General features: G+C 41.3%; 13 protein-coding genes, 1 pseudogene and 1 riboswitch. Of the genes and pseudogenes, 10 read left to right on the top strand and 4 right to left on the bottom strand.

Annotation, left to right across the window (positions count from 1 at the left end):
• Nucleotides 1-140: 140 nt before the first annotated feature.
• Nucleotides 141-1,382 carry a cadherin-like beta sandwich domain-containing protein gene (locus QNI08_RS17295; protein WP_285768642.1) on the top strand — a complete coding sequence of 414 codons (1,242 nt, stop codon included), beginning with the start codon at nucleotides 141-143 and terminating at the stop codon, nucleotides 1,380-1,382.
• Nucleotides 1,383-1,441: 59 nt separating this feature from the next.
• Here QNI08_RS17295 and QNI08_RS17290 read toward each other — a convergent pair whose 3' ends face one another.
• From QNI08_RS17290 to QNI08_RS17280, 3 genes are all read right to left on the bottom strand, one after another.
• Complete coding sequence (locus QNI08_RS17290) at nucleotides 1,442-3,073, bottom strand: PAS domain-containing sensor histidine kinase (RefSeq protein WP_285768641.1); 1,632 nt, start codon at nucleotides 3,071-3,073, stop codon at nucleotides 1,442-1,444.
• Between the two features lie 115 nt (nucleotides 3,074-3,188).
• Nucleotides 3,189-3,845, bottom strand: coding sequence for a TVP38/TMEM64 family protein (locus tag QNI08_RS17285; protein WP_285768640.1), 657 nt, complete (start codon nucleotides 3,843-3,845; stop codon nucleotides 3,189-3,191).
• A 120-nt stretch (nucleotides 3,846-3,965) separates the two neighbouring features.
• Nucleotides 3,966-4,451 (bottom strand): QueT transporter family protein, encoded by a 486-nt coding sequence (locus QNI08_RS17280; RefSeq protein WP_285768639.1) that lies wholly within the window; start codon nucleotides 4,449-4,451, stop codon nucleotides 3,966-3,968.
• Between the two features lie 5 nt (nucleotides 4,452-4,456).
• Nucleotides 4,457-4,501, bottom strand: a riboswitch (PreQ1 riboswitch).
• A gap of 161 nt (nucleotides 4,502-4,662) precedes the next feature.
• On the opposite strand from QNI08_RS17280, the gene QNI08_RS17275 reads away from it, so the two are divergent.
• Nucleotides 4,663-5,160, top strand: a complete 498-nt coding sequence (locus tag QNI08_RS17275; protein ID WP_285768638.1) for a YbaK/EbsC family protein — start codon at nucleotides 4,663-4,665, stop codon at nucleotides 5,158-5,160.
• A gap of 65 nt (nucleotides 5,161-5,225) precedes the next feature.
• A complete protein-coding gene (locus QNI08_RS17270; RefSeq protein WP_285768637.1) occupies nucleotides 5,226-6,038 on the top strand; it encodes a hypothetical protein in 813 nt (270 codons plus the stop codon).
• Between the two features lie 87 nt (nucleotides 6,039-6,125).
• Here the strand turns inward: QNI08_RS17270 and QNI08_RS17265 are convergent, their stop codons facing one another.
• Entirely contained in the window at nucleotides 6,126-6,422 is a 297-nt protein-coding gene (locus tag QNI08_RS17265; protein ID WP_100533462.1) for a DUF3892 domain-containing protein, read from the bottom strand.
• Between the two features lie 247 nt (nucleotides 6,423-6,669).
• Between QNI08_RS17265 and QNI08_RS17260 the strand changes: the two are divergent.
• From QNI08_RS17260 to QNI08_RS17230, 7 genes and pseudogenes are all read left to right on the top strand, one after another.
• Nucleotides 6,670-6,993: pseudogene (locus tag QNI08_RS17260) on the top strand (M28 family peptidase); the annotation flags it as partial.
• Nucleotides 6,994-7,259: 266 nt separating this feature from the next.
• Nucleotides 7,260-7,685, top strand: a complete 426-nt coding sequence (locus tag QNI08_RS17255) for a YwqH-like family protein (protein ID WP_285768636.1) — start codon at nucleotides 7,260-7,262, stop codon at nucleotides 7,683-7,685.
• Complete coding sequence (locus QNI08_RS17250) at nucleotides 7,685-7,972, top strand: YwqI/YxiC family protein (protein WP_285768635.1); 288 nt, start codon at nucleotides 7,685-7,687, stop codon at nucleotides 7,970-7,972. Before QNI08_RS17255 ends, QNI08_RS17250 begins: the two co-directional genes overlap by 1 nt.
• The gene (locus QNI08_RS17245) at nucleotides 7,969-9,939 is read left to right on the top strand and encodes a DNA/RNA non-specific endonuclease (protein WP_285768634.1); all 1,971 of its coding nucleotides are present in this window, start codon (nucleotides 7,969-7,971) and stop codon (nucleotides 9,937-9,939) included. Before QNI08_RS17250 ends, QNI08_RS17245 begins: the two co-directional genes overlap by 4 nt.
• 3 nt (nucleotides 9,940-9,942) lie before the next feature.
• Nucleotides 9,943-10,410, top strand: a complete 468-nt coding sequence (locus QNI08_RS17240) for an immunity protein YezG family protein (protein ID WP_285768633.1) — start codon at nucleotides 9,943-9,945, stop codon at nucleotides 10,408-10,410.
• Nucleotides 10,411-10,754: 344 nt separating this feature from the next.
• Nucleotides 10,755-11,384, top strand: coding sequence for a deaminase domain-containing protein (locus QNI08_RS17235; RefSeq protein ID WP_285768632.1), 630 nt, complete (start codon nucleotides 10,755-10,757; stop codon nucleotides 11,382-11,384).
• Nucleotides 11,385-11,412: 28 nt separating this feature from the next.
• Entirely contained in the window at nucleotides 11,413-11,769 is a 357-nt protein-coding gene (locus QNI08_RS17230; protein ID WP_061140568.1) for an Imm3 family immunity protein, read from the top strand.
• The last annotated feature ends 184 nt before the right edge of the window (nucleotides 11,770-11,953 follow it).

Here is an 11,953-nt window from a genome sequence, read left to right as displayed (position 1 = left end):
CCTAGCTCCAGATATTATAGACATGCTATTGATAAATTGACAATGGATAGGGCCGAATGATTCAGCCTATTAAGAAATAATTAAGATATCTTTAGTATTATGACCTCATTATGACGACAGGAACCATAAGGGGGATATGGATGCTTAAGCAAGGAATAAAGGGAAAAAGCATGAAGGTGATTTTAGCTGGTTCTCTCATTGGATTAGGGGCTTTCACTTACTTGCCTGATGCAAACGCCGAGGAAACTAACATTAAAGAAGAGGCTAATGCGCAAAATATTCTTTCAAAGCTAGAAATAGAAGGGGTTTCACTCAATCAAGATTTTGCAGAAGATGTACATGACTATCGAGCAACTATTGAGAATGATATAGAAAAGATCACCTTTCATGTTGAGAGTCCGAGTAAGGATGCAGTCATTTCGGTGAATGGTACGAAGCTGACAAATGGCGTGGTTAAGGACTTGCTTCTTCAAACAGGCATGAATACGTTTGAAATTACTGTCAGCGATGGAACAAATGAGGCGGCTACCTATACCGTAGTAATCGAAAAGCCTGGAAGTGGTGAAAATCGTTTAACTTCTATCGGTCTATCTCAGGGCTCGCTGGCTTTCGATCCCAATGTGTCATCTTATCATGTTTCGGTGGAAAACCAAGTTAAGAGTGTTACGGTAACTCCTTCATTGAGTGACCGTAAAGCTCATGTTATCGTTGATGAAAATGATGCAACGAAAGGCGGTGTGATGGTTCCGCTTCAGGTAGGAGAGACAGCTGTGAAGATTAACGTGACCGCTGAAAATGGGGATGAAAGAACATACACCCTAACGATTACAAGGGCTGATGCCAAGAAACAGGAAACGGATGTGTCGCATCAGGATAAAGGCCAAAAGCAACCGGCCATCAAAAAGCCATCCTCGGCTGAAGAAAATAAACCCAATACCCCTTCCACTGCTGATTCAATCAATGATATAAAACCAACCAAGGCAAGCCAAGCAGTGAAGGAAGCAAAGCTTGATAATATCTCAAGCGAAAAAGTGAATCCAGGCATAGATCAGGTATCGGCAGCAGGGCAATCAGAAGAAAAGGAGGAAGCGCCAGTACTGAACAGTTTAAAAGTATCAACAGGAGTGTGGAATAAATCCTTTGCTTCGAATGAGCATACATACCATATTGAGGTTGATAATGATGTCACCGAAGTGGATTTGCACGCTGCTGCTGGTGAAGATGGGGTGACCATCGAATATGAAGGCGAAAGCGGGGCAACGGTGAAGCTAAAGAATAAAGCCAAGACAGCCATTTCCGTTACGGTTTCAAAAGAAGGTAAGCGGCGTACTTACGTGCTTGTTTTCGAGAAGGATCTGAAAGTGGAAATGGATGATGATTAATGGGATGGGGGTTCGAATGGGGATTTTAAACAAAAAAAGGACAAGTACATACGCTTGTCCTACTCTTTGTAAGGTAAAATGATTTCGATCTCTGTTCCGTGATTTAGCTCGCTGTTAAAACGGACCTTTCCTTTATGAGCCTCGATGATCCTGCAGCTGACCGTCAAACCTAAGCCCGTTCCTCTTTCTTTAGAAGAATAGAAAGGCTCTCCAAGATGCTTCAAGCGATTTTTTTCTATCCCGCTTCCATTATCCTTAATGACAATCGAAAGGTTTTTGTTCTTATGCTCGAAGTCAATCCATATTTGGTCGGCAGCGGCCTCCATGGAATTCTTGAGCATGTTTATGAATACCTGCTTTAGCTGATTTCCCTCACAAGAAAGCAGCGGTATGTCATTTTTAACTGAAATAGAGATGAGGGCGGAGAAGGAGTCTGCTTCTGGCTCCAACAAAATCTTCACTTCATTCATCAGTTCGACGATTTGGTGCTTGCTGAAAGGAAGTTCCTGCGGTTTTGCCAAAACGAGTAACTCGCTTACAATAAGATTGATTCGATCCAATTCACTTAGCATGATCAAATAATATTGTTCATGGGGATGGTCATTTTTTTTGAGTAATTGTACGAAACCCTTTAATGAAGTAAGTGGATTGCGTACTTCATGGGCAACGCTTGCAGCCAGCTCGCCAACTATTGACAATTTTTCGCTTCTTCTTAAGCGTGCTTCGGTTTCCCGTATTTGCGTGACTTCTTTGGCATAAGTAATGATACCGACCAATTCATCGCCAATCATCATTGGGACGAATGTACAAGAAAGCAGGATCGGCTTCCCGAATTTAGTGAGGAATTGTATATCTCTCCCTTTTTTGATTCCTTTACGGTTTTCCACGACATAGTCGCAGGATGTACGAATCAGCTCTGCATCTTCCGGGGAAAAGTCCAGATTAATGAAGGAGGAGCCGTGAATTTCTTCTTGATGAAAGCCGGTAACCGTTTCAAACCTTGGATTGACGGTGGTGATCAATCCGTTTAAATCAAGCATCAGCATAGGATATGGGTTGTGTTCGAACAATGATTTATAACGCTGTTCACTGTCGAATAATTGTTTTTCTGCCGCAACTCTTTCGGATATGTCCCTGCCGATGACAACGAGGCCCTTTCGGGTACCATCTTCAAAGAACAAGGGAACCTTGATCGTATCAAAAGTTTTGTGATGGCCATCTGGAAGGGGAATGATTTCCTCGCACCTTGTGATTTCCCCTTTCATCCACGTTTCCTCATCTGAAACTTCGCAATAGATCAACGACTCTTTGTAAAATTCAGTGTATTCGGCCAGCTCGCTGTCTTTTTTGCCTTTATAGTCCACATGCTCCAATTGGAATAGTTTAAGTCCGAAGGCATTCGATTCCAGCCAACGACCATCGCCATCCTTGAAGTTAACGAAATCGACCATCGAATTAATAAGCGTACGGCGGCGTTGCTCCGCTTCCTTTAATTGCTTGAATTCTTCTCTTTTAGCCAAGTAAAGGTACAAGATCATGCCTATCGATAAAAGGAAAAAAACGCCTTCTGCCCTTTGGAGCTGAATGAAGACCTCTTTGTTTTGGATATTTGTCGTTAAAAAATAGTCGAACACGACTAGCATAAGTATCCCGAAAAGGATATATATACTTAAGATGGAGCGCTTGGACATGGAGATTCTCCCTGATTTTAAGACATTGCAATGGTAAAATTACATACACATTTTAACAAACTATCGAAGAAAAATATATGCACATTCATAAATAAAAAAACAGGAGCCGAGGCGGTCACCTGTTTTTTCTGAAAAGACGCTGGTTCTTTTTCTTTTTTACCCGTTTATAAATGATAAAAAATAAAGAAAAGAGCAGTGCGAGGGCAGCCAATGTATATTGGTTCATCTCAACAGTTAGCAGACCATACGGAATTAGCGATAAAAAGAAAAAGTAAATCAGATTGCCGAGTGTCGTAGCCAATAAGAAATCCTTGAATGTAACCGAACTGGCTCCTGCCGCCAAGTTAATCAGGCTCGTTGGGATAAGCGGAAAAACCCTTCCGGTAAAGACGTACATGAAACCATGCTCCACAACACTTTCTTGCCATTTTTTGTCCAGCTTTTTTAAAAGAAGCTCTTGAAACCAGTTTCTTGCTGCATAAAAGATCAATGCTGATGCAGCTACGCTTGTGAACCAACTCCAGAGGTAACCATATAAGAAGCCGAATATTGTGACGTTGATGGTCAGGAGCAGGATTAACGGGATGATTGTAAATGAATTTTGGACGAACATCAATACGAATGTGACCAAAAAGGTGAGCGAAAGATTTTCCTTCAATATGCCAATGACTGAATCCAAGTCACTTTTCCATACTAAATTGAATAATTCTGCATGTGTGAAAATGAAAATGGCAATTACCAGCAGGACTAGCAAGGTCAAGACTTTTTTCAATGGGTCACCACCATTCTTACTAATAGTTTACCAGCTTTAGGTTCATTGGTGAAAAAAGAGCTGTCGCAAGATGCAGACAGCTCTTTTACAGTATAGTAGGTTCAGGATGCGAAGATTCCTTTAAAGCCACTTTTCAAACTGAATTCTTTTGTTCATTGCATAAATGATTGGCGCACCAACCACAAGGACAACCAATTCACCAACGGCTGTGGTACCCCAGCCTAACCAGAATGGTAATCCAAAGGCAAGGTTCAGTTCTATTGCAATCAAGAACATCGTGAACGTGAAAAAGATAATCGTTGCAATCATCCGTCCATGAATACCTTTGATGTAACGTGAAACAAAAATGACCAGCAGCAAGGCGATTATCGATTGCCCCACGCCAAAAATCAAATCAAATGGAACCATAGGTGAAAAAAGCAGATTCGATATGAATACACCGCCTACGATGCCATAGATATATTTTTTATTGAATACAACCAGATGGTTCAATATTTCAGGAACCCGAAATTGGTACGCGCCAAAAGATATTGGCTGAAACACGAATGAGACCGCCACATATAAGGCAGCCAAGATCCCGCTTATCACGAGGGTACGATTATTCATTTTATTCTCTCCTAGTTTTTTATCGTGGGATGGTTACGAACCACGTATAGGTTTTTGCCCGAAACTTTATAGTAGTACATATTTGCCCATTTCGTCAATTTGTAAAGAATGGTTATTGCATGGTAAGGGTCCGTTAAGGCCGAATGGATTTTGATTCATGCAATGAGGGATGATATTATTTCCATAGAGAAGTAGAAGGGATGAGGATACCATGTCAATCGAAAGTGTCAAACAACATTTTGGGAAATGGAATCGTGAAGGCGAAGTGATGGAGTTCGCAACATCAAGCGCTACGGTGTATGAGGCAGCGGATACCATAGGGGTTATCCCTGCGCGGATCGCTAAGACGCTATCCTTCAGGGGAGAAGGTGACAAGGCGATTTTGGTCGTAGCGGCCGGTGATGCAAAAGTAGATAATAAAAAATTTCGCCAGTCATTCGGTTTCAAACCAAGGATGCTGTCCCCTGATGAAGTGCTCGAACAGACTGGTCATGCTATCGGCGGCGTTTGTCCATTTGGGCTGGCGAATGATCTGGATGTTTTTCTCGATGTATCGATGAAGCGCTTTGAGTCGGTATATCCCGCTTGCGGCAGTACCAATTCTGCCATAAAGCTTACACTATCGCAGTTATCTGAATATTCCGGATCTAAAGATTGGGTTGATGTGTGCAAGGATTGGGAAGAAGAGATGAGCGGGGAGCTGGAATAGGAAGGATTCACATCAGAAGAAATGACTCTAGCGGAAGAATAAATTTCCTAATTGGAGCGTGAAGGATGTTAAGCGGAAGTCATCGAAAAAACAATAGCAGCTACCTTAGTCTTAAAACGCTTTATGAGGAAAACATCACGGTCAAGAGTATAGCTCAAGAGCTTGAAGCCTGTCACAAAAATGATGAAGCTCTGGATATACGTAATGCGCTGGAAAGAAAGAATTTCGATATCATGGCGGTACAAGACCAAGGGGACATCATCGGATATATTGAAAGGCAGGAGCTTGGTGAAGGAAGGATTTCGAGGTATTTGAGACACTTTTCACCAAGGGAGCTTGTTTCGGACTCAACCCCCTTGATTCAGCTTCTTCATATATTCAAGAAAAAAACAAGGGTGTTCGTGCTGGAGAATAATTCAATCAAAAAGTTGATTACCCATGCAGACCTTCAAAAGCCGCCTATCAGGATGCTGATATTCGGCTATATCACCCTCTTGGAAATGAGGCTGAGCGATATCATTCTGCATCGATTCGGCGATGGCGGGTGGCACTCGATGATAAGCGAGGAACGTCTGGAAAAGGCGACCGACTTATATCGGCGCCGAATCGATAAAAATGAAGATATCAATATAATAGAGTGTTTGCAAATCAGTGATAAGTTCGATATTATCCATAAAGATCAGGAAATGAGGCGCTTTTTTCAAATCCCTTCAAAAAGTAAGGGGAGGAAGGATGCGAATGCGATCCGGAAATTACGGGATAAGATATCGCATGCCAATGAATTGGGGCTGGACATGTCCTGGATGGAGATCATCGAAGTGGTTGAATGCTGCGGCCAGCTGCTCGAAATATCCGAATCCTATCAGTACGAGAAGTAAGAACCAGGCATCCGTGCTGGTTCTTTTTCGTGTTTTGGAATCATCAGCCATTAAAAAGCTGCCCATTTAGGCAGCTTTCCCGAATCATTAAAACTCCGGCAGTTGGTCGAGATTATTTTCTTTGATGCCATCAGGCTCACTCCGCAATATGTCACGTCCATATTTATGAAAGACATCGACATTGGCAAGCTGACCTGCCTTCGCCTCGGAAAGGGCAGTAGGGTAGTCAAGTTCGCGGCCGGAGTTCGTCTTGATGGCGATGATATTGTCATCATCATTTTTCCTGACAGCGATGATTTCTTCTTTTCCCGTTGAATCAGGTTGATTTGCTTGCGGTGTACCCTGCTGTTTATAGGATTCATAGGCTTTTTCAAATTGGTCCATGTTTTTGACACCTCCTATGTATAGGGTGAACTAATTGTTCTGCAATATACAAACCTCATCCAACTGCTCCGTAAACGTATGTAAATACTGCTGGTGGTACTTTCTGTGTAATTCGATATCCCTGTGATTTTCTTCAATATGGAAAAAAGGTTACTTTCGTCCTGACTGAATAAGGATGAACCTACCTATTTAGATAACTTTTGCTAGTATGAAATGATGGATGAAACTATGAAACAAGCAGGGACGCGGGAGATTGGTGATTTTGAGTAATGATGGCAAAATGAATCTTGTGACCAATCTGGCTCAGGCATCAAGTACCAGGCTGAATGGGCCGCCTGCTCCATATGGACAAGGCGGCCGAAGTGACCATGTATCCTTCGCCGAGGCTGGGATTCCCGCGGCCTTATTTATCCACAGTCCTTCAGAACCTTGGTATCATACTCCTGATGATACGATTGATAAGATCTCTAAGGAAAAGCTTCAAGATGTTGCTGAAATCGTCGGCACCGCTGTCTATGACCAAGCAAAAATCGAAAAGAAAAAACCATTTCCGCCTCATGGAAAAAGGTGAAAGCTACTCATTTAGCTGAAGAGAAAGAATTTTAGTAAGGAGGAGGGTTTTGAAGGATGCTGACTGCATTCTTTTTTTATGTTTAAAAATGGAAAAATAGGGGTAAAAAGTCTAAATTTCTATTTCGTTTACATAGGATGATTATCCTGACATCTTAGCTTAAATAGCTTATTTATCCCTATTTAACTGTAAGACTATAATCCTTATAATAAAAAATATGAAAAATATGACAATGATAGAGAATGCTTTTTTGAGGTGATTATGAAGTGCATGCAAATTCTTTAAGGGAGATTCACTCGGCCATCTCGGGCGGAATGTCCGACGTGAGTGAAAAAATCAATCGCTTGGAGCAGGCTAAACGACAAATCAATGCAGAACAAAATATATGCTTGGGAGAAATCAGGAAAATAATACATCCGGATTTGTCAGGAAGCTGGACGGGAAATCGAGCCGATGACTTCCAAGATGCCCGCAGTGATGCGTACAAAACCATGTCTGCGATCATTCATGCTGATTATGACGACTACCAGGAGAAAATCGAAGGAAAAATCACAATGCTGAATATAGAGAAAACAGCTTTGAGTGCAGTTGGCACCATAGCCCATGAAGCGGATGCTCTTTTAGAAAAAGGAGAAGCCGTCATTGATCAATTGGAAAGTAAACTAACATATTTAAAAGGGTGGTTGGTTTAATGACGACAATCAAGCTGAATCATCCTGTCGTAACGAAGCAGGTCGATCAGGTAAAGACGGCGCTTGGCGGCGTCAGTCTTGGACATGTACCAGCAGGTGAGCTGGGCAGCAACAAATTGGAATTTACCTCGAAGTGGATGGATCGGGAAACGAACCTTGAGAAGGTTTTCGAACAATATATTAAAATTGTCCAAAAAAATGTCGAAGATACCCGGGCCAACATCGATTTTTTAAAAGAACAGGATGAGGCCATCGCCCATACTTCACATGGGTATCCTGTGCGATGAAAATCTACGAAGCCGAGAGCTTGCAGGACGCAACCAAGTCACGCGCCAAGCAATATGAAGAGTTAAAAAAGCAAATCAATGGCCTGAAGAAGGAATTTCAGGGAATCGTCGCCCTTGATCACGAGTTTCAAGGAGCAGGAGCTGCAGCCATCAAAAGCTTCTATGAAGCGCAGATCGAAGTGGCGGACGCCTGGATTGAGCTATTCACCACGCAAATCAGTTTTTTGGAGGGCATTCCTGCCACTCTCGAAGAAGCGGACCTCTCCGGTAATACGGTGGTGGAGGTTCCTTTTTTAGATGGGGAAGTGTCGAGTGGCATCAAGCAAGCGCAGTCGCTTGTCCATGAACAAGCAAGCGATCTTAACAGAATCCTGAACAGTATTGATGATATCCTTGCTCTGGATATGTTCGACCAAAAGGATTTTAATGAGAAAATCACGCTGGCCGGGCATAGACTGGATGACACCGTGACAAAGGTAGAGAATGTCGACCGGCAATTGGTCGAGGAGTATGAAGTGTCTGTCGGGCAGGAAAACGTGGCGGTTGGCCTTTTCCGTGCCTTGCTTGATGCGACCAAACAGGACGGCACCATTTCGCCGATGACGTTCAACCAAACAGCCTTCAAGAGTAGTGATGTCTATCAAGTGAAGGATGAAGTCGGCGGTCAGATGAAGGATTACCAGACCTTCAAAAAGGAACAAGCCGAAGCTAAGGAAATCGAACAAGAAATGGAAGAACTCGAGAACCGCCCATGGTACGAAAAAGCCTGGGATATGACAAAAACCTTTACAGGGGAATTTACGGGATATTATGATTCAATCAGGGCAACGACCGGGGTCGATCCAGTTACGGGCCGCAAGCTGTCCGATGCCGAACGAATCGCCGCAGGCGCCATGGCAGCCGCTGGGTTCATCCCCGTCGTCGGCTGGGCCGGACGGGCCATTAAGGGCGGCAGCGCCATTTACAAAACGGCCAAAGGACTGAACGCCGCGAATCACGCGCTCGACGCTTACAAATCGGCAAAAGGCTTTAGCCTTCTCCAGAAATCCGAATACGGGATATACGGACTCCTCACCGCTAACGGCCTTGGCGAAGCGGTCACCGGCAAAGACATGTTCGGCAACCAACTGACAGAGGAACAGCGGCAAAACGGGCTGTTGATGGCACTTGGGATCGGCGGTGTGGCTGGTGCGGCTAAGGTCGCAGATAAAGTAGCAAGTGGTACAAAGTTCATTCCTTACAGTAAGGAATTTGCGCAAAAGCAGGTACAGAAGGTTCAAGCTTTCGGCAGGGAAATCGGCAAGGTGGAAGTTCCTCTCCGGATTAGGGTCGAAGAATTAGCGACGGCGTATGGATACAACTATAAATATGTCACTTTTGATAATACTACGGTTAAGGATATCGTGCAGAAGTTTACGGTTAAGAGTGATGGTGGTAAGGGTACAGGCAAAGTAGTGCTTGCAAAGGAATCCATTGAAATTACAAAAGTGGAGTATGGAAAGCATTATACAAGAGAGCGGATGAAGAAAGTTTTAAAACCGAATATTGAATATACATCCCCTGGTGGTCACGTATATAAAACAGACGAAAAGGGTCGTATAACAAGTGTAGAAGGTTCTCTCGACTTAGGTAGTGGTAAACGAAACAATTATGCTCAGCGAATTGCTGGAAGGGAAGACCGCTTGCCGGATGATCAAGGGGGCCACTTAATCGCCAGCATATTTAAAGGGTCTGGTCATCTAGACAACCTTGTTCCTATGAATGCAAACCTGAATATGGGAGAATGGAAAAAACTCGAAATATCTTGGGCAAAAGCTTTAGACAGTAATCCTCCTAAAACAGTAGAAGTGAAAATTTATCCTGTGTATGAGGGAAATTCAACTCGACCTACAAGTTTCGACATAGAGTATAAAATTGACGATGGCCGTTGGGATTTAAGAACATTTGAAAATAGAGCAGGGGGATAAAAAATGAATGAATCAAAACTAAATGAATATTATCAGAAAATAGCTCAAACAGTAAATGAGATGATTCCAGAAGAATGGAGTAAAGTTATTTTGTATGGAGAAGTTAATGAGGGGACAGGGACTGCGTTCTTTTTCTATCAGTCTAATATTAATGATAAACTCATATATAGTCACGATATCCCTGAATTACATAGTATTAGTAGAATAGAGTATAGAGATACTTGGCGGAGGTTAATAAAGGTTTTAAAAGAATTATCAGATGAATTTAAAGATAATAATCAAGAACAATGGACCAATTTAACTTTTACTTTAGAAAGTACAGGGGAATTTAAAGTTGACTATGATTATGAAGATTTATCAAATGCAGATGATCACGAAAGAAGGGTTATTTGGGAATATACTCGTTTGGGTCTTTTACCTGAAACTGAATATGATAAGAGTCTTTTAGAAGAATACCTCAAGAAAGAATAATGGAGGATAAAAAAAGCTTGTTTTTTTGTATGACCTTAACGGTAAAGTTAAGGTCTTTTCATTGTAGAAATAGCATATGTATTGTTTTAAGTTATATCGGGCTTCTCATATAAAAGGCCGTTAGTTCTAAAAAAGATATATAGATAAGAATATGGATTTACTGACCTCAGACATCGTGATTAAATACAAGTGGTACAAAGTTCATTCCTTACAGTAAGGAATTTGCGCAAAAGCAGGTACAGTATGCAAAAACTACAATAACAGACATTGCGAGATCTGGAAAAGCCACGTTAAAAAATATAGGTGAAGAACTAGGTAAAAAAGAAATCCCTAAACGGATAAGTATGGAACAAGTATCCCTCGCAGGACGACCAACCCTTCGCCAAGTTATGATGGAAAAGCAGACAATTAAGGAAGCCTATCAGAAATTCATGGTTAAGGATAGCAAAGTAGAGGGTGTTTCTGGGGAGAGTATTACTAAAGGTAAAGTGTATCCAACTAGACAAATAGATTCAGTAGCAGAAACACATATAATTGATAGAGTAAAAGAGCTAAGAGGAAATTTAACAAGTAGGTATAAGAAATCTGGTAATTTTGCTGTTGCAGAAGTGGATGTCAGTGGGATAAGTAAATCTGAATTTTATGCTCAAAGTAGGATAAATGAACTCAAAGGAAGTCTTGAGGATATGGTGCCTGATATTTCTTTACAACCTGAAAATCCAATGTTTAAAGCTACAGAAGCTATTGGTAAAGAGGGAGAGAGTTACTTAAGGAATACAGATACGGAGTATAAAATACTAAATGACATTGCTTCTAGGCTTGGAGAGAATACACAAGCTAATGGGAGTATTAAGTTATTTACAGAATTGGATACTTGTGACAGTTGTAGTGAAGTAATAGCAGAGTTTGCTGCTAAATATAAAAATATCGAATTAGAAGTCATACACAACAATGGTAATAGAATTATTCCTTAAACTTAATTTTGAATGGAGGAGAAAATTAATGAAAGATTGGGGATATAATGAATTATTTGATGCGATTCAGGAGACATATGAAGAGTTGTTAGAAGAAGATAGGGGATATAGGTATGCTATAGCAAAACTAGCTGATGAATTTGATAGATTAGGCAAGATAGAAGATTTTATTGTTGATACTGCTATTGGAGAGATAGCAATCGGCCATGAAAAAGTATATGTTGGGCGCATTGAAGGTATAACAAAAAGGTTAAGCATGTTTATCCCACAAGAAGCAGAATCTGACTTAACATTAGAAGAAATACAAGACTTATCGAAACGAATAAAAAAAGTAATACAAGGACTAAGAAATGCAGAGGTTGATTATAATTCATCAGCAGAATAGCAGGTGAAAGAAAAATATTTAATCATGAAGTGTTAACCTTGAGTGGACAAAGCCATTCGAGGTTTTTTAATGAATTAGACAGTTTTAAATCTTAGTATGTTATCTATGATGGCTAAGTGTTATTTTTATAATTTTTGAAATTACAGGAAACTAAACAAATGAAGCAACTAGAAGCAAAAGAAAT

This window comes from Peribacillus folii, from assembly GCF_030271255.1.
Taxonomy (GTDB): domain Bacteria; phylum Bacillota; class Bacilli; order Bacillales; family DSM-1321; genus Peribacillus.
This window is presented reverse-complemented; position numbering and strand designations above follow the sequence as displayed.

Coding starts and splice junctions, on each gene's coding strand:
- QNI08_RS17230 (WP_061140568.1), top strand. CDS start 11,413: ATGAAAGATTGGGGATATAATGAATTATTTGATGCGATTCAGGAGACA.
- QNI08_RS17280 (WP_285768639.1), bottom strand. CDS start 4,451: ATGAATAATCGTACCCTCGTGATAAGCGGGATCTTGGCTGCCTTATAT.
- QNI08_RS17245 (WP_285768634.1), top strand. CDS start 7,969: ATGAAAATCTACGAAGCCGAGAGCTTGCAGGACGCAACCAAGTCACGC.
- QNI08_RS17290 (WP_285768641.1), bottom strand. CDS start 3,073: ATGTCCAAGCGCTCCATCTTAAGTATATATATCCTTTTCGGGATACTT.
- QNI08_RS17265 (WP_100533462.1), bottom strand. CDS start 6,422: ATGGACCAATTTGAAAAAGCCTATGAATCCTATAAACAGCAGGGTACA.
- QNI08_RS17270 (WP_285768637.1), top strand. CDS start 5,226: ATGTTAAGCGGAAGTCATCGAAAAAACAATAGCAGCTACCTTAGTCTT.
- QNI08_RS17240 (WP_285768633.1), top strand. CDS start 9,943: ATGAATGAATCAAAACTAAATGAATATTATCAGAAAATAGCTCAAACA.
- QNI08_RS17295 (WP_285768642.1), top strand. CDS start 141: ATGCTTAAGCAAGGAATAAAGGGAAAAAGCATGAAGGTGATTTTAGCT.
- QNI08_RS17235 (WP_285768632.1), top strand. CDS start 10,755: ATGGAACAAGTATCCCTCGCAGGACGACCAACCCTTCGCCAAGTTATG.
- QNI08_RS17275 (WP_285768638.1), top strand. CDS start 4,663: ATGTCAATCGAAAGTGTCAAACAACATTTTGGGAAATGGAATCGTGAA.
- QNI08_RS17250 (WP_285768635.1), top strand. CDS start 7,685: ATGACGACAATCAAGCTGAATCATCCTGTCGTAACGAAGCAGGTCGAT.